The organism is Halobellus salinus (assembly GCF_014646875.1).
In the GTDB taxonomy this organism is placed as follows: Archaea; Halobacteriota; Halobacteria; order Halobacteriales; family Haloferacaceae; genus Haloquadratum; species Haloquadratum salinum.
Genome location: NZ_BMOC01000003.1, coordinates 19,398 through 35,538 on the forward strand (window position 1 = coordinate 19,398; position 16,141 = coordinate 35,538).

The 16,141-nt window shown below is 64.7% G+C and carries 20 protein-coding genes and 1 pseudogene; 10 read left to right on the forward strand and 11 right to left on the reverse strand.

The window, feature by feature from the left end; genetic code table 11:
• Positions 1-24 precede the first annotated feature (24 nt).
• Together IEX72_RS03490 and IEX72_RS03495 are read left to right on the forward strand one after the other, a co-directional pair.
• Positions 25-198, forward strand: a complete 174-nt coding sequence (locus IEX72_RS03490; RefSeq protein WP_188786007.1) for a protein translocase SEC61 complex subunit gamma — start codon at positions 25-27, stop codon at positions 196-198.
• A gap of 1 nt (position 199) precedes the next feature.
• The gene (locus IEX72_RS03495; protein WP_188786189.1) at positions 200-652 is read left to right on the forward strand and encodes a transcription elongation factor Spt5; all 453 of its coding nucleotides are present in this window, start codon (positions 200-202) and stop codon (positions 650-652) included.
• 24 nt (positions 653-676) lie between these two features.
• On the opposite strand, the gene IEX72_RS03500 is transcribed toward IEX72_RS03495, so the two are convergent.
• Entirely contained in the window at positions 677-979 is a 303-nt protein-coding gene (locus tag IEX72_RS03500) for a DUF7565 family protein (protein ID WP_188786008.1), read from the reverse strand.
• Positions 980-1,168: 189 nt separating this feature from the next.
• Here IEX72_RS03500 and IEX72_RS03505 point away from each other — a divergent pair, with 189 nt between their 5' ends.
• Positions 1,169-1,897, forward strand: a complete 729-nt coding sequence (locus IEX72_RS03505) for a PHP-associated domain-containing protein (RefSeq protein WP_229663738.1) — start codon at positions 1,169-1,171, stop codon at positions 1,895-1,897.
• A 3-nt stretch (positions 1,898-1,900) separates the two neighbouring features.
• Here IEX72_RS03505 and IEX72_RS03510 read toward each other — a convergent pair whose 3' ends face one another.
• Positions 1,901-2,455, reverse strand: coding sequence for a metal-dependent hydrolase (locus tag IEX72_RS03510; RefSeq protein WP_188786010.1), 555 nt, complete (start codon positions 2,453-2,455; stop codon positions 1,901-1,903).
• Between the two features lie 106 nt (positions 2,456-2,561).
• Positions 2,562-3,371 carry a PKD domain-containing protein gene (locus tag IEX72_RS03515; RefSeq protein ID WP_188786011.1) on the reverse strand — a complete coding sequence of 270 codons (810 nt, stop codon included), beginning with the start codon at positions 3,369-3,371 and terminating at the stop codon, positions 2,562-2,564.
• Positions 3,372-3,656: 285 nt separating this feature from the next.
• On the opposite strand from IEX72_RS03515, the pseudogene IEX72_RS03520 reads away from it, so the two are divergent.
• Positions 3,657-3,852 (forward strand): annotated as a pseudogene (locus IEX72_RS03520) (IS1595 family transposase); the annotation flags it as partial.
• A gap of 202 nt (positions 3,853-4,054) precedes the next feature.
• Here IEX72_RS03520 and IEX72_RS03525 read toward each other — a convergent pair.
• From IEX72_RS03525 to IEX72_RS03545, 5 genes are all read right to left on the reverse strand, one after another.
• A complete protein-coding gene (locus tag IEX72_RS03525; RefSeq protein WP_188786012.1) occupies positions 4,055-5,164 on the reverse strand; it encodes a right-handed parallel beta-helix repeat-containing protein in 1,110 nt (369 codons plus the stop codon).
• Positions 5,165-5,704, reverse strand: a complete 540-nt coding sequence (locus IEX72_RS03530; RefSeq protein ID WP_229663724.1) for a hypothetical protein — start codon at positions 5,702-5,704, stop codon at positions 5,165-5,167.
• A 110-nt stretch (positions 5,705-5,814) separates the two neighbouring features.
• On the reverse strand, positions 5,815-6,288 hold the full coding sequence (locus IEX72_RS03535) for a hypothetical protein (protein WP_188786013.1): 474 nt from the start codon (positions 6,286-6,288) through the stop codon (positions 5,815-5,817).
• A gap of 3 nt (positions 6,289-6,291) precedes the next feature.
• The gene (locus IEX72_RS03540; RefSeq protein ID WP_188786014.1) at positions 6,292-6,993 is read right to left on the reverse strand and encodes a DUF1102 domain-containing protein; all 702 of its coding nucleotides are present in this window, start codon (positions 6,991-6,993) and stop codon (positions 6,292-6,294) included.
• A 15-nt stretch (positions 6,994-7,008) separates the two neighbouring features.
• Entirely contained in the window at positions 7,009-7,656 is a 648-nt protein-coding gene (locus IEX72_RS03545) for a hypothetical protein (protein ID WP_229663725.1), read from the reverse strand.
• 432 nt (positions 7,657-8,088) lie between these two features.
• On the opposite strand from IEX72_RS03545, the gene IEX72_RS03550 reads away from it, so the two are divergent.
• Positions 8,089-8,676 carry a DUF7344 domain-containing protein gene (locus IEX72_RS03550; RefSeq protein ID WP_188786015.1) on the forward strand — a complete coding sequence of 196 codons (588 nt, stop codon included), beginning with the start codon at positions 8,089-8,091 and terminating at the stop codon, positions 8,674-8,676.
• Positions 8,673-9,167: a hypothetical protein gene (locus tag IEX72_RS03555; RefSeq protein WP_188786016.1), complete on the forward strand. Its 495-nt coding sequence runs from the start codon at positions 8,673-8,675 to the stop codon at positions 9,165-9,167. The genes IEX72_RS03550 and IEX72_RS03555 overlap by 4 nt, the downstream gene beginning before the upstream one ends.
• A 197-nt stretch (positions 9,168-9,364) precedes the next feature.
• On the opposite strand, the gene IEX72_RS03560 is transcribed toward IEX72_RS03555, so the two are convergent.
• Entirely contained in the window at positions 9,365-9,889 is a 525-nt protein-coding gene (locus IEX72_RS03560; protein ID WP_188786017.1) for a CinA family protein, read from the reverse strand.
• Positions 9,890-10,104: 215 nt separating this feature from the next.
• On the opposite strand from IEX72_RS03560, the gene gap reads away from it, so the two are divergent.
• The 3 genes from gap to IEX72_RS03575 all read left to right on the forward strand — a co-directional run bounded on the left by gap (position 10,105) and on the right by IEX72_RS03575 (position 13,089).
• Positions 10,105-11,154, forward strand: a complete 1,050-nt coding sequence (gene gap / locus IEX72_RS03565; RefSeq protein WP_188786018.1) for a type I glyceraldehyde-3-phosphate dehydrogenase — start codon at positions 10,105-10,107, stop codon at positions 11,152-11,154.
• Positions 11,155-11,254: 100 nt separating this feature from the next.
• On the forward strand, positions 11,255-12,496 hold the full coding sequence (locus IEX72_RS03570; RefSeq protein WP_188786019.1) for a phosphoglycerate kinase: 1,242 nt from the start codon (positions 11,255-11,257) through the stop codon (positions 12,494-12,496).
• Positions 12,497-12,594: 98 nt separating this feature from the next.
• On the forward strand, positions 12,595-13,089 hold the full coding sequence (locus IEX72_RS03575) for a metallophosphoesterase (RefSeq protein ID WP_188786020.1): 495 nt from the start codon (positions 12,595-12,597) through the stop codon (positions 13,087-13,089).
• 99 nt (positions 13,090-13,188) lie between these two features.
• Here IEX72_RS03575 and IEX72_RS03580 read toward each other — a convergent pair whose 3' ends face one another.
• Both IEX72_RS03580 and IEX72_RS03585 read right to left on the reverse strand, forming a co-directional pair.
• Positions 13,189-13,857: a DUF2391 domain-containing protein gene (locus IEX72_RS03580; protein ID WP_229663726.1), complete on the reverse strand. Its 669-nt coding sequence runs from the start codon at positions 13,855-13,857 to the stop codon at positions 13,189-13,191.
• Positions 13,858-13,926: 69 nt separating this feature from the next.
• A complete protein-coding gene (locus IEX72_RS03585; protein WP_188786021.1) occupies positions 13,927-14,991 on the reverse strand; it encodes a type II glyceraldehyde-3-phosphate dehydrogenase in 1,065 nt (354 codons plus the stop codon).
• A 181-nt stretch (positions 14,992-15,172) separates the two neighbouring features.
• Between IEX72_RS03585 and IEX72_RS03590 the strand changes: the two genes are divergently transcribed.
• Positions 15,173-16,132, forward strand: coding sequence for an aminopeptidase (locus tag IEX72_RS03590; protein WP_188786022.1), 960 nt, complete (start codon positions 15,173-15,175; stop codon positions 16,130-16,132).
• Positions 16,133-16,141 lie beyond the last annotated feature (9 nt).

Consider the following 16,141-nt stretch of genomic DNA (forward strand, 5'->3'; position numbering starts at 1 on the left):
CTCGGCCGTCTACGGCCGGTAACGATGGATGTCAAGTACGACCTGACCAGCTACGTGCGGGTGCTGAAGCTGGCCAGCACTCCTGGGTGGGAGGAGTTCTCGCAGATCAGTCTCATCGCCGGCGCTGGTATCGTGCTCGTCGGCTTTCTCGGCTTTCTGATCTTCGCGGTGATGAGTTTCCTCCCCGGGGGTGTCTGACGTGCCGATCTTCGCGGTCAAGACCACCGCCAGCCAGGAGCGGACCGTGGCCGACATGATTGCCAACCGCGAGGCCGACGACATCCACGCGGTGTTGGCGCCGGACTCGCTCACCAGCTACGTGATGGTCGAAGCCGACAGCGACGGCGCGATCACCCGCGCCTTAGAGGAGATCCCCCACGCCCGCGGGCTCGTTGAGAGCGGCGGCCAGGCCGGGAGTTCCTCGATGGCGGAAGTCGAACATTTCCTGTCGCCGACCCCGGACGTCGAGGGGATCGCCGAGGGCGACATCGTCGAACTGATCGCCGGGCCGTTCAAGGGCGAGAAAGCCCGCGTCCAGCGGATCGACGAGACGAAAGACCAGGTCACCGTCGAACTCTACGAGGCGACTGTTCCGATCCCGGTCACCGTTCGCGGGGACCAGATCCGGGTGCTCGACAGCGACGAGCGGTGACCGCACGGGGTTCTTCGACGCCGGCTACAGCGCGTCGCGCTGTTTGAGTTCCGCAACGACCGCGTGGAGATCCGCCTCGGCTTCGACCGCCTGCTTGACGTCCTCGCGGGTTCGGACCGCCGAGGAGTCGGCGTCGTACGCCCGGACGTACTCCGCTCTGGAGTGTTCCTCGAAGGCGTGGCGGATCGCGAAGTACCCGTCGGGGACGATGTTTCCGCAGACCGTACACTGGTGTCGCTCGTGCTTGACCGTCTGGTGGATGATCGCCGCCTCGGCGTCCTCGAACCGCTCCTCGCACCCGCCGATGCCGCACGTCCACAGGGACATACCGGGAGCCACGGAGAGGGGTGACAAAACCGTTCGGGGTCGCGGGAAATAGCAACCACTAACAGAACCCCGTCCGGACCGGTGAGCGTGACCGGGACCGAGGGGGGCAACGCCGGACGGAGAGAGGACACGGCGACGGGGACAGCCTCGCGTGGCGCCCCCGAGAACGGGACGCTCGTCGACCCCCACGTGAAGGTGCTGAACGAGCGGGTTGTCGACCGCGCGAGGGCCCGGGGGCTTGATGCCCTGGTGTACGCCCCGCATTTCACCCGACTGCCCGACATCCGTGCCCGAGCGGCGCGATTCTCCGACGACGACCTGCTCGTGGTGCCCGCCCGCGAGGTGTTCACTGGAACGTGGCGGAACCGACAGCACGTCCTGGGTGTGGGGTTGTCGGAACCCGTTCCGGACTTCATTTCGCTTCCGGGCGCTCTCGCGGCGTTCGAGCGCCAGAATGCGGCGGTACTCGTGCCACATCCCGAGTTTCTCAACGTCAGCCTCGACCGGGAGGCCATCACCCGACACGCCGACGCGATCGACGCGGTTGAGACGCACAATTTCAAGACGCTTCCGCGTGGGAACCGCCGGGCGCGGGGACTCGTTCGGGAGACGGGACTTCCGGCGTTCGGTTCGTCGTACGCCCACCTCGCCGGGAGCGTCGGCGAGGTGTGGACCGCCTTCGAGCGCGAGCTCGACTCGGAGTCCGACCTCGTCGCGGCGTTGCGGACGGGTGCGCCGCGGCGGGTGCTCCGACGCGACACCCTCGGTCACACCCTCAGAGGGGCCGCGGAGTTCGCGCACCTGGGTTATGAGAACTCCTGGGGGAAGGTCGACCGGCTGTTTCTTTCCGGGACGGAGCCGACACACCCCAGTCACGTGGCCTACGAGGGTCGGTTCGACGACGTGCGGGAGTATTGACCGCTAGATCCCGATGGCGGTCGTCGCGTCCGCGAGGGACGTGTCAAGCGCGAACGCGTAGTAGTGGATGGCACCGAGCACCGTGAGTTCGACCGCGGTGATCAGCAGTGTCACCCGCGTGGCCCACGCGCTGGAGGTCGCCACGCCGGTCGGGAGGTTGTACTCGGTGTCGGAGAGGGGATGAAACAGCGCGATCCCCCGCTTGGAGCCAACCACGTCCAGGAAGTAGTGGGTCGCCACGCCGATCCAGACGTACTGGAGATTCCCGAAGAGCAGCGGGAACGCGAGGAATATTCCGAGCACCGGGAGGCTGTGTAACGTCTTCCGGTGGCGGCCGAACGCGGTGTCGACGTCCGGGAAGAGCGCGCCCAGGATGACAGGCAGTGAGAGTTTTGCGACCGACACCCCGACGTCGCCGGCGACCGCTGCGGTCGATTCGGCGGTGACGGTTCCGTCGGGCCCGGTGAGGATCGGTCCCGCCGTCGGGTCGACCGCGAGGATCGCGCCCAACCCCATCGCGAGAAGTGCACCGTTCAGCACGTGTCCGCTTTTGTTCATCGAACCCGGGTTTCGGTCGGGCGGTTACAAGCGTTGTGTCTGGGTGGTGCCGCTCGGACGCGGACGGAGCCAGCGAACCTGACACGCACGGAGTCCGAAGCCGCACTCAGTCCTGTATCGTGTACGTCTCTTCTTGAAGTGTCACAAAACTACCGTTGTCGTCAGCATATCCTCCGGTAAAATTGCTTCCGTCAGGCAAATCACCGTTGTCGTCAATCGGGTCTCCAGTGTACAGATCTCTGTCCATCGCTTCGAGTGTGACATCGTACGTTCCTGTACTGCTAGGGCCATAGATGAAAGTGCCACCCAGCGTCTCAACGGCACCGCTGGACTGATCGGTGGGAGACGAACTACTGTACCCGAATGTTATCCGCAACGCCAACAGGTCGTCGTCACCATCGGCATCCGACACTGCATATTCGATATTTGCCGGTTGTCCTTGTTGGACGGGCATACCGTTGTCGTCAACGAATTTGAACGTGTCAACGGTGAACCGGTCGACGGGGTCCGGTAACGCGACTGTTACTGTCTTTGTTTGCGTATTGGTATTCCCGTCAGTGTCGGTGACTGTGGCGGTCACGTCCACGTCGCCCTCGGACTGGAAGGCGTGCGTGAGCGTCGAAGAGTCGCTTCCGACGACTGTGCCGTCGATCTGCCACTCGTAGCTCAGTTGCGGGTCTGCGTCTTCGGCGTCGTTAGCGACAGCGCTGAATTCGTATGTCGCCCCCGACTGGTCGGTGACATCAATACGCAGGAGTTTTGGGGGGTTTCCGATAATGCCACCGCCGTTACCGTCGTTCTCACCGTAGAGCTCAGAGTTGAGCTCTGCGAGCGTCTCGTTGATCTGCTCTCGTAGTTCCGGCGGCGGCTCGAAGTCGAGGTTCGATGCGTTGAGGAAGTCCTCGAACGTCGTCATCGAAGCCCTCCGGGAACGCTCGTCGTAGCCAGGCCTCCAGTGGTGGACTCTGCGGTCGTGGCGGGGCAGCGGTCGGTCATACTGATCCCACACACAGGTGAGAACGGGGTGAATGATAGTTATGAGATCGTTGATGTGGCTTGAGCGGTGCTTGATGTCTTTTATCTGTCAATACCGCGATGGCTGGTAGTGATGGCGGCAGAGGAGCAGGCGGCGACAGTGAACACCCCTGGATCAACGGCATCTGTATACGGATTGCGACCGCACGTTCAACGGCAAAGCCGGCAGTATGTCGATGCAGACGCGCACGTGAACACGTGCGAGAGCCACCGTCGCGCCGGCGCGACGGTGGCTCTCGCCGCATTGAGACGTCTCAAAGGACAAGCTCACGGCAGATCGCAGACCGTTCCAGCTTCAGCGACAAATCTCCCGTAACCCGGCTCAAGAAACGCTGGAACAGATTGTCCGAGAGGTTCTCTGACTCACCAACAATGTACTTCACAAGAGCGATCCTCTACACAAGAGCGTTGTGTGTATGTCTTTTGCCCTCGCGGGCAGGCCTACCGACGGAATCGAACCGCCGTCAGCGTCGGTGGGTTGAGTCGGTTGCGGGTGCGCTCGGCGCCGATTGGAAAATTGCGGTCAGTTAGCGAGCGGTCACGGTGAGGTGGTGGGCCAGTGGCTTATGACGGTGCGATGTCGAACAGGTCTTTACCGTCGAAGTCGATTGGACCGACCTGCGTGGAGCCTGGACTGAAGTTATTATTCGCTTCAATGGCATCCCGGTCAAGTCCAACAGTGCTGCCGTCTCCACCTCGCCGGTCAGAGACGAATGCAACCACATCACCATTTGCAGTCTGAGTAAATGTGTTAGATTCGATTGTGATGTCAGTAGTAGCGCCGGTCAGATGTCTTATTTGTACGCGGCCGTCTTCAAATGTATTCCCCGAAATCTCGACTTCGCCGTTGTAGTTACCGGCCAGGGACACTCCGACATCGTTTTCCACGAACTCGTTGTCCGTGATTGTGTATTCGGGGGATGGTGTGTCGAGGCCGGACGGCACGACGCCGAAGTCGGTTTTAATTGTGTTACCATTGACCACGATTGTAGTGTTCTCAAGCTGGACCGCTTGGACGAGGCCACGAACACTATCATCACCAGTCTGGGTCAGCAAGTTATCCTGAATCCGAATTTCTCCGTCAATGTGCTCGATGAGGATGGTCCCCAGATTCCTCGATGCATTTGAAGTCGCTGTGATGACGTTGTTTTTGATGACCGGGTTGTTCGCTCCGGGATTGGACGTCGAGCCGATTTGGACGACACCTTCGGCCTCTCCAACGGTCCGTTCAATTGCGAGGCCGTCAATAACAACGTCACTCGGGTTTCCATCAACGAACACACCGCCGGTAATCGTCGCTTCGTCGCCACGCCCGCTGCTGTTACCATCGATGCCTGCGTTCGGGCCTTCGAGCGTCAGGTTGTTTATGTCAATACTGACTGACTCACTGTATGAGGCGGGTTCAACAAAGATTGTGTCGCCCTGACCGGCACCGGACGCCCCGTTCTGTGGATTGTTCCCATCGATCGCGTCTTGGATGCTGGTGAATCCGGCGCGACCGTCGAGGCTCTTGCTGACGAGAATCGCGTCGTTGTTGACCGGGGCACCTCCACCACCCGGACCGCCCGTCAGATCGCCGAGCTTGTCGTTGATCCGCTCACGCTCGTCGGACGGGATATCCTCGGTTGAAACACCATCCACCTGTTCGATGAAGTCGGTAATCGTAAGTGGCATCTACGGAGCCTCCCCGCTGACGGTGATCGTCTCGCTCAGGCTGGTACTCGTCGTCGCGTCGTCGGTCGCCGTGACGAGCACATCGTACGTCTCGGCATTCCCGGGGCTGACCGTAACGTTCGGGAAACCCGACTGTGGCACAACGAGAACGATCAGCGTCGTGTTGCCGCCGCTCGATTCGATGAACGACAGCGGCGTCACCTGTACGTCGACGTCCTGTGTCCCCTGATTCCGGACTTCGAAGAGATCCGCGAAGACGGTTATGGCGTCGGCGTTGACACCTCCGCCGCCGCCAGTCGTCGAGTTCCCGCTGGTAAAGTCGAGTCCGAACTCACTGTTCGACGACCCGTTATTTTCGGTGACGTACTCCGCGTTTGCGTTTCCGGTGTCGTCGATAGCCAAGTACCCAGTGGCGTCGGTTGCCACCTGGACCGCAACGTCTCTGTCTGCCGATGCACTCGTGAACGCACCGGTTCCTGATACGACAGCTCCACCGCCGCTGAGCAGGCCGAGCGCGGCCAACATCTTGCGCCGATTCATATTTACTGGTCCCCTGTGTCGGGGAAACCCACCGGCGGAATCGAACCGCCGTGTCGCGATGGAACCGCGAGCGAAACCATCCGTGGGTAGGGGAACTTCGGAGCGTGCGGTTACGGACCGATTCCTGGACTGTTGGAGTCGATTGCGTTCGAGCCGCTTGGTTGCTCTTCGTCTGCCTCAGGGGTCGTCGTCTGTGAGCCGCTGTTCACGCTGTTGCTGTCCACACTGCTGTGGCCGAACGTCGTCATGAACATCCCGATTCCCTGATCCTCTCCGGTCGAGAGTTCCAAGACGTTCTGCGGTGATCCGGACCCACCACTGATCGGTCCCGGTCCCTGCCCGTTTTCGACCGGAGTCGGGTTGCCGTTATCAGTAACAAAGAACTTGACATCGATGTCGTCGCCGTCGGCACCGCTGTCGATCGGAATTCCGGTGGTCGGCGCGAGGCTGACGAACACGTCCTGGGTGCCCTGATTCTCGACGGTGAACACGTTGTTGAACTGGCACTCCGAGAACTGGCCGACGCCCAAAGCGGCACTGCCTGCGGCGTTCCCGACCGTTGCGAGGAGTGTTCGTCGATTCATCGATCAGAGGGTGTCGCTCGGTGTGCCTGGGTCAACGTTCGTGGCGCCACCGTCGTCGGCAGCGTCCGCGGTAATCGTTGTCGTCGTCCCTGGAGGGGCGTTCACGGTGCCAGTCGGATTGTTTACACCGTCGTAGTTGCTCCCGTCAACCGTCTCAATCAGTATACCGATGGCTCGGGAGGTACCGACAGGCACCGTCAACTCGTTGTTGACTCCATCGATCACGTCCGCGCCCGAAAACGACGGGCCGGTCGCGTTCGTGTCTGCGCCTTGGGAAGCGAAGAAATCAATCCGAACTTCGCCGCCAGTATTACCAGGGCCTGCCGGGTCAGTGTCGACGACCAGCGAATCAACCTGGACGAACACGTCCTGCGTACCCTCGTTGCGGACCCGAAACACGTCGTCGAAGACGTACTGCGAGTCGACGCCGACACCAACACCACCGGTAGCAGTCCCGCTTGCGTCGTTGATATCGATCGAGAGTTGATTACCCGGGACACCGTTGCTGAGGGCGAACGTTCCGTTCGGCTGATCGAGGCTCCCCCTGTCGCTTGGGTAAATCTGTAAGAACCCGTTCACATCGTCGCTGACCTGCACGTTCGCCTGCCGGTCGGCGTCGACGCTCGTGAACGCGCTGGTGCCGGTGATGACGCCACCGCCACCGACGAGTCCGCCCAGACCGACCAGCAGTTGTCTTCGGTTCATCCTAGCTCACGCTCGTTAGAGGCTGCCGGATTGGTCAGCGATGAAGGTGATCGTCCCTGACGTGCTCACGTTCGCGTTGTCGAACGTCGTCGTGTCGACTGTCAGGTCGAGGTGAACGGATTCACCTTGAGTGAGCTCGTACGCGCCGTTCACGGTCGGGTCGGCAATCACACCAACGTCGGGATTGGGGGTGGTGCTACTGTCGAACGCGATATTGTCGTTCAGGTTACTACCAGTGGTTTCGTCTGCCACGACGGCCAGTCCGACACCGGCCTGGTTGCCGGAGCCGTCTGACAGATCCAGATTGGCCGTGTCCACGCTGAGGTACGCGCTCTGGGTGCCCTGATTCTGTACTTCGAGCAGATCGTCAACCTCGGTCACAGCGTTTGGATTGAATCCGTTACCGCTGACCGAGGCGTTACTCGAGGTGAAGTCGAGCGAAATCTCGGCGCCACTGTCGTCCACGTACGCGTCCGAGTTCGCCCCGGGGTCAGCGTTGGGGCCTGCCGCCTTCCGCAGTGCGAGGTACGCACTCGAGTCGCCGGCGACCTCGACGTCGACGGTCCGATCCGCTTCCACACTCGTGAACGCTCCCGTTCCCATCGCAGCTGCGCTACCTGTTGTCAATGCACCTAGTCCGGCCACGAATTTGCGTCGTTGCATAGTCTATCTCACCTGTCGTCTGGCACCCCGACCGACCGTTCGGACCGGGAATGCTCGGGTGAGACATACGGGGGGACATACTTCGTTATGAAGTCCTCGTGGCAAGTTCGGGGGCGAGTCGATGGATCACAACCTCGGGTTGATACGAAGCAAGCACACCTCATCGCCCGTTTCAAGCAGGGCCTGACTCGGATCGGGGTCGGATTGTGGCGTGTAGTCCGTCGTTTTGGATGGGTCAAGCCCTGATTGAAACGCCGGGGGAAAACGCCTTGACACGGTAACCACTCCTTGTGTGTCGGACAAGGACAGCCTGAGCGCATCCCGCTCCACTCGCGAGCAGATAAAATATACTGTCCATTTATTGTATGCTGGTTCACACCTTGAGCCCACCTCCGGCGGCCCAGGGTCGGGGGACGGTAGGGGAACCACGTAATGTCATTCATTACCACAGCGACCGATGAATCGGACACCAACGGGAGTGAACTCTCCGACGGTGAGATCTACGACATCCTGTCGAACCGTCGACGCCGGTTCGTGATACACGCGCTGAAACGTACAGACGGGCCAGTCGACATCTCCGACATCTCGGCGCACGTCACCGCTTGGGAGCTTAAAAAGGATCCCGACGAGGTGTGTTACGACGACCGCCGGAGCGTCTACACCACCCTCCGGCGTACGCACCTCCCGAAGCTAGAGCAGAAGGGTGTCGTGACCGTCGACACCGACGAGAACGCGGTTCGTGCCACGTCGACGTTGCAAGACCTCGACATTTACATCGAAGCGCTCGGTCGGAACGAGATCCCGTGGAGCCTCTACTACGTCGGGCTCGCGGGTGTCGCGGTCGTACTCCTGCTTGCGGTCGTAGTTGACGCGCTGATGTTCGCCGCACTTGACCCGTTGGACGTCGGGTTGTTCACCGTGACGTCCTTCGGGGTCTCGTCAGTCGTTCACCACGTCACCAGCCATAACACGCACCTCGGCAACACGGAAAAACCGCCCGAACTCCACCGACAGGAATGAGACCAACTGCTCGGGCGCTGTCGACTCGTGGTGGGACACCCAAAGCCATTGGCCTCCTTCTCGCGTGTGTCGCGGCCGCGGGACTCGTCCTCGGGACGGCCGGGTTCGCCGCGGTCGACGCCGACCGCGGAGTCGAAGTCAACGTGACCGGAGACGACGACGCGTACCTCGGCTACGAACCGACCGTCAATGGGATCCCGGAGATCCCCGCGAACGAATCCACACCGATCGTTTCGTATCGGAACCGCTTCGGTGTCGACCTGGATAGCGTGACGGTGGACGTGTCGCGCGCGAATCCGGGAGCCGCCGTTGCGGTCGAAAGCTCCGATGCCCCCGACCGACTCGGTCGCGGGGCCGCCGGTCCCGTCCACGTCACTCTGAGCTGTTCCACCGAGCGAACGGTTTCGCTCGAGTTCGCGGCGACCGGCACCGGGCCAGGGGTGCGCGTCTCGTTGGACCGCACCCTTACGGTCCGGTGTCTCCCGGACTGATAGGGGCAGGGTCGGTGGGCGGCCGGTCACACAGGGGGTGCTGCGCCGTCTCTCGTAGCGTGTGTAAGTCCGTCCTCACTTGGTCGCACGCAGTCGTGCGGCCCGATGAGCAATCAGTTGCAAACGCTACCGTGGCTCCCCGACGGATGGCCCCACACCGGCCGGTGGCCGTCCGAGCTACGACCGCGATACCGACGCTACCCGTCGTGTTCCGACTCGACCGCGTCGAGAAGCGTCTCCAGCGCCCGCCGTGCGATCCGCTCTTTGATCTCGACTCTGTCGCCGTCGAAGACGTAGCGGTCGACGGTGGTGTATGACTCGCCACTCCCCCACTCGCCGCGGGACGCGAGGCCGATGTACACCGTGCCGACCGGCTTCTCGGGGGTACCGCCGTCGGGGCCGGCAATCCCGGTGGTCGCGACCCCCCAGTCGACGCCTGCGGTGTCGCGGACGCCGGCGGCCATCTCGCCCGCAACCGGCTCCGAGACCGCGCCGTGATCGTCGAGCGACTCCCGGGAGACGCCCAGTGCCGCCAGTTTCGCGTCATACGAATAGGTGACGACAGACCGGTCGAAATACGCCGATGACCCGGGCACGTCTGTGAGAAGCGATCCGATCAACCCGCCGGTACAGGACTCCGCAACCGCGACCGACGCGCCCGCCTCACAGAGGGCGTCGCCGACGCGGGCCTCGACAGGCGGCTCCGTTGCGAACTCGCGCATACGCGGCGTCGGGGGCGTGGCAACAAAAACCCGTCCGGCCGTCGGGGGGTTCGACCCGCACTCGCCGGGCGGCATTCCCCGGGGGCACCGCTCCAGTCCCTGTGGAAGAACACCTAGAATCACGTCGATATAGGCGTTCTCACACCCGATTTCAGGGTTTCCTGCCGATTCCGTGACACGGGGATTCAAGTAGGGGGGTGGAGTAGTACTCGGTTATGAGTGAACGATCGAACCTGAGTGCGGGCGACGGCGTCGCGGAGTCGGAGGCGGTCCGGGTCGGGCTCAACGGGTTCGGCCGGATCGGGCGGAACGTCTTCCGGGCGGCCCTCAACGATCCCCGGATCGAACTCGTCGGCATCAACGACGTCGTGGACGTTGCCGATATGGCGTATCTGGCGAAGCACGACACCGTGATGGGACGGCTCGACAGCGTGACCCGCGTCGAGGACTCTCTGGTCGTCGGCGACACCTCGGTCCCGCTGTACAACGTCCAGAACCCCGCTGAACTCCCGTGGGACGACCACGCGGTCGACGTAGCGCTCGAATGCACCGGGATCTTCCGTACAAAAGAGGACGCGTCGGCGCACCTCGACGCCGGCGCCGACACGGTGGTGATCTCCGCGCCGCCGAAAGGCGACGAATACGTCCGACAGATCGTCTACGGCGTGAACCACGACGAGTATGAGGGCGAAGACGTCGTCTCGAACGCGTCGTGTACCACAAACTCCATCAGCCCCGTTGCGATGCTTTTGGACGACGAATACGGCATCGACCACGGGATGTTGACCACCGTCCACGCCTACACCGGGAGCCAGACCCTGATCGACAGCCCGAAAACGAAGACGCGTCGGGGCCGGGCGGCGGCGGAGAACATCGTCCCGACCTCAACGGGCGCGGCGGACGCGACGACCACGATCCTCCCCCGACTCAAGGGGAAACTCGACGGGATGGCGGTGCGGGTGCCGGTCCCCAACGGGTCGATCACGGAGCTCGTGGTGTCGCTGTCGGCGTCACCCTCGGTCGAGGACCTCAACGACACGTTCCGGGACGCCGCCGACGCCGGCCCGCTCGCGGGCGTGTTGGGGTACACCGACGAGGAAGTGGTCTCCTCGGACATCCTGGGGCTGCCGTTCTCCTCGACGGTCGATCTGCAATCGACGAACCAGGTGGGCGACGGCGGGCTCTACAAGATCCTGACGTGGTACGACAACGAGTTCGGGTTCTCCAACCGGATGCTCGACGTCGCAGCGTACATCGCCGAGTAGCCGCGCCCGAGCGACCGCCCACGCCGCCGCTCTCCGAGCGCCGGCTCCCGGAACCGAATCGACCACCTACTTGTGCGCGGGCGACTCACACCCACCCACGATGTCCACACACGGCTTCGACACCCTCGACGACCTCGCGCCCGACCAGCGCGTGCTGGTCCGCCTCGATCTCAACTCGCCGGTCGAGGACGGGAAACCGCAGGACAACCGCCGGTTCGATCGCCACGCCGAGACGGTGCGGGAACTCGCCGACGCGGGCCACCGTGTGGTCCTTCTGGCCCACCAGGGCCGGCCCGGTCGGGACGACTTCGTCTCCCTGTCGGGCCACGCGGAAATCCTCGCCGACCGCGTCGGTCGCGATGTCGAATTCGTCGCCGACACGCACGGCGACGACGCGGTCGACGCCATCGACGCGCTCGAACCCGGGGAGATCCTGCTGCTCGAAAACACCCGGATGTGCGACGACGAACTCCCCGAGGCCGACCCCACGACCAAGGCCGACTCCGAGTTCGTGCGGACACTCGCCGCGCACGTCGACGCGTACGTGAACGACGCCTACTCCGCGGCCCACCGGTCGCACGCCTCGCTCGTGGGCTTTCCCGAAGTGCTGCCGTCGTACGCCGGTCGGGTGATGGCGACCGAGTACGCCGCCAACACCGCGATCGCGAACCGGGAGTTTGACGGCCGAGTCACGATGGTGGTCGGCGGCACGAAAGCCACCGACGTAATCGAGGTGATGGACGCGCTGGGTGAGTCGGTCGATGACTTCCTGCTCGGCGGGATCGCGGGCGAACTGTTCCTCCGCGCTGCCGGCCACCCGGTCGGGTTCGATCTTGACCCCGAGGCCGACCGGTACGACTCCCAATGGGAGCGGAACCACGACCTGATTGAACGGGTGCTCGACGGACGTGGTGGGGCGGTCACGCTCGCGACCGACCTCGCGTACGCCGCGGGCGAAGGCGACTGCGACGGCGAGCGCGCCGAAGTCGCTGTCGACGATATCGACGAAAAGGACGTCTCGTTCCTGGACATCGGAACCGACACCGCGGAATCGTACGCCGACGTGATCCGCGACTCCGAGGCCGTGTTCGTGAAGGGCGCCCTCGGCGTCTTCGAGGAGGAACCGTTCTCGGTGGGGACCGTCACCGTCCTGGAGGCGATCGCCGAGACCGACTGCTTCTCGGTCGTCGGCGGCGGCGACACCTCGCGTGCGATCGGGATGTACGGGCTCAGCGAGGCTGATTTCGACCACGTGTCGATCGCGGGCGGGGCGTACATCCGGGCGCTGACCGGCCAGTCGCTCGCGGGCGTGGAGGCGCTGCAGCGGGCGGCGGGTCGATAGCGGTCCAACCAGAACCGACGCGACGACTCGTCCCGCGTCTGTGACCCGGCGTCGGAGCGACCCAGCACTGAAGCGACCCCGGTTCGAACCACCGCCCGATGCTGCTTGGCCTCTGTTCGGACACCCACGACAACCTCGGGCTGGCCCGCGGCGCGGTCGACACGTTCGAGACGGTGGGCGTCGACGCCATCGTCCACTGCGGCGACGTCGTCGCGCCGTTCACCGCCGCGGAGTTCGACGTCGGGATCGACTTCCACGCGGTCTACGGGAACAACGACGGCGAACCCGCACTCGCCGACGCGGTCGGGGAGTTCGGGATCCACCACGGCGAGAGCGCCCACCTCACGTTCGACGGCGTCGACCTTGCGGTCTACCACGGCACGAGCGAGCAGCTCGTCGACGCCCTGATCGACTGCGGCGAGTACGACTACGTCGTCCGTGGCCACACACACGAACGGACCCACGAGGAGCGCAACGGCACCGTCCACGTGAACCCCGGCGGTCTGCCGTTCCCCGGCGTCGACGACACCTACCACGTGGCGACGCTCGACACGGAGTCGGGCGAGGTGCGCTTCCACGCGGTCGACCCGTAGCGTCCGCCCGCAGCAGGCGGCGGGCGGGTCTCGGATCCGCGATCGAGCCGTCGCCGACACGTGAACGGGGCGGGCGTCTGGGAGCTTGCCCCTGACGGTTCACGACCCCGGGAGGATGTCGCCCAGCGCGGCGCCGACGCTCATCGGGACGAACGCGGCGACGACGGTCGCGAGCGCCAACACCGGGTCCGACCACTCGACGCGGCCCCACGCGGTCATCACGACCAGGGCGGTCACGACCGACGCCCCGAGCACGCCGACCAGCCGGCGGGGGACGACGCCCAGGATGGGCTTGTAGACCCACATGTCCTGGATGTCCGCGACGTAGAGGATACCGACGACGAGCCCCACCGCGCCGACGAGGGTTCCGACCAGCGAGACCGGGTGCGACGCCAGGAACGCGCCGACCTCGTTGGTGCCGCCCTCGACGAACATCGGGATCCCGAAGAGCAGGCTTCCGACGAACGCCTCTGCGAGGTCCGCGCGGTCGTACCCCGTGATGACCTGCCCGAAGAGTTCGTCGTCCTGGGCAGCAACGACCGCGGCGTTGCGGGCGGCGCGCACCCGCTCGTGCTCCTCGGGGGAGTCGACCGTCTCCGCGAGCGCGTCGAACTCCGCGAGCAGTCGGCGGAGCTCCTCGTCCCCGTCGTCGGGAGGGCGCTTGTCGTCGTCGGGAGGGCGCTCGTCGTCGCCGGAAGCAGCCGGGGCGTTGTCGCCGCTGTGTCCGCCGTCGTCGCCCGGATCGCTGTCGCGGCGGTCGTCGTTCACAGCCGCGACCACTCGGGTCGGAGGCAGAAACGTGTGCGGTGGCGCGAGGGCTGACGGCAGCGGTCCGGTTCAGTCGTCGGCCTCGACCGGCTCGGCGCTGTCGAACCCCGTCGGGTCGCCCGCGAGCCCGACGCCGAGGGTTCGATTCGTGCGCTCGATGCTCTCGGCGGCGTCGGCGGCGTCGGTTATGGCCCGAATCGCGTCGACGTTCTCGGGGATGACGTCGGACTCCTGGTGGATGGCCTCGAAGAGGTACAGATCCCGTCCCTCGACCGCGATCGACTCGCCCCACACGCAGTTCTCCCAGATATCGCCGCGGGGGCGGCCGGCGTCGAGCGCGAAGTCCTTCAGCGTCCCCGCGCCGTCGAGCCCGAAGCCCTCGGGGATGACGTACACCCGGGACTGGTTTTCGAGGAGCTGCCGGACGTGTGCGGCCGTCACATCGGATTCGAGAGTGACGTTGAGCGCGTGGACGTGCATCAGCGTCGCCGGAACCTTCAGCCCCATCGTCTCGATCGACAGGTCGGGGAAGATGGTCTGTACGTCTGGTCCGTGGTGGGAGGGGATCGAGATCGGGTCCGGGAGGATGTCGTTGATCGGGCCGCGGGAGTCCTGCGTCGGGTCGCCGCCGCGGCGAACCAGGGTCGCGCGGACCGTCTCGACGCCGTACGCCTCCGACAGCGGCGCGACCAGCCGGGAGAGCCCCGTGGTGTTACACGAGACCACCCGGACGGTGTCGGCGCCGCGGGCGTCGTCGTAGTTCGCTCGGGCGTTGAAACTCGTCTCGGCGACGGTGGCGTCCTCCCCACCCTGGAAGGTCGCGGGGGTGTCGTAGGAGGCGTACATCGTCTTGTTCTCCGCGCCGATACCCGAGGGCGTACAGTCGACCATCACGTCGGCGTCGGCGACGAGTTCGTCCACGGCGCCGGCGGTTTCGATCCCGGCCTCCGCGAACAGCGGCGCGCGCTCGGGGATCGCGGCGTACATCGGGTAGCCGAGGTCGACCGCAGTGTGGGCCTCGAAGTTGGGTTGGGTCTTCGCGACGCCGGCGACCTCCATGTCCGGCTGGGCCGCGACGGCGTCGGCGACCCGCTTGCCGATCGTTCCGTACCCGTTGACGCCCACTCGTATCATTACCGTACGGTGGGCGGGGGACACGCATAGTTATTTCGAAGCCTATTTGCCGGAAATTAACTCCGCGGCGAGTAACGCGGGCGATTGTTTCGGAGCCGAGTACCGGGGGGAGCGTGGTCGACGAGTCCGCTCGACCGTCCCGATGGAAACGTCTAATTCCGCGGAGGGCCCAGGTCGTGGTATGTCGACTGATGGACTCGGAACCGCCGCGACGACGGCGGTCGAGCAGTGTCTGGCACTCGGCGCCGACGAGTCGTGCATCGTGATCACCGACGACAAACGGCGGCCGATCGGCGAGGCGCTGTACAACGCCGCCACGGCCGTGGCTGATGACACCGTTGTCCTCCAGTATCCGCCGGGCGACCAGCACGGCGAGGAGCCGCCGGGGGCGGTGGCTGCCGCGATGGCCGACGCCGACGCGTTCCTCGCGCCGACGACAAAGAGCCTCAGTCACACCCGGGCCCGCGGCGACGCCTGCGACGCGGGTGCCCGCGGCGCCACACTCCCCGGGATCACCGAGGAGGTGTTCGTGACGGGGCTCGACGCCGACTACGACGCCATCGCCGCCCACTGTGCGGACGTACTCGACCAGGTCGCCGACGCCGACGAGATCCGGGTCACCACCCCGGCGGGCACCGATATCGTCGTCGAGCCCGGTACTCGGCCGTGGCACGACGACACGGGGATCGTCCGCGACGACGGCGACTTCTCGAACCTCCCCGCGGGGGAGGTGTTCGTGGCGCCCGAGACCGCGAACGGCACCTACGTCGTCGACGGCACGATGCGCCCCCACGGGCTGCTCGACGACGGGCAGCAACTCCGGTTCGAGGTCGAGAACGGCTACGTGACGGAGATCTCCGACGACGAGATCCGCGGCCAGGTCGAGGCCGCCGCCGACGAGGTCGGCCGCGACGCCTACACCCTCGCGGAGCTGGGGATCGGAACGAACGTGGGAGTGACCGACCTCGTGGGATCGGTGCTGCTCGACGAGAAGGCCGCCGGAACGGTCCACATCGCCATCGGCGACAACGCCGGGATCGGCGGCGACACCGACGCGCCGCTGCATCTCGACGGGATCGTGCGGGAGCCGACAGTGTACGCAGATGGGGAGGTCGTCGACCTCCCGGAAGTCGAGCGGTAGCGCCGCGAG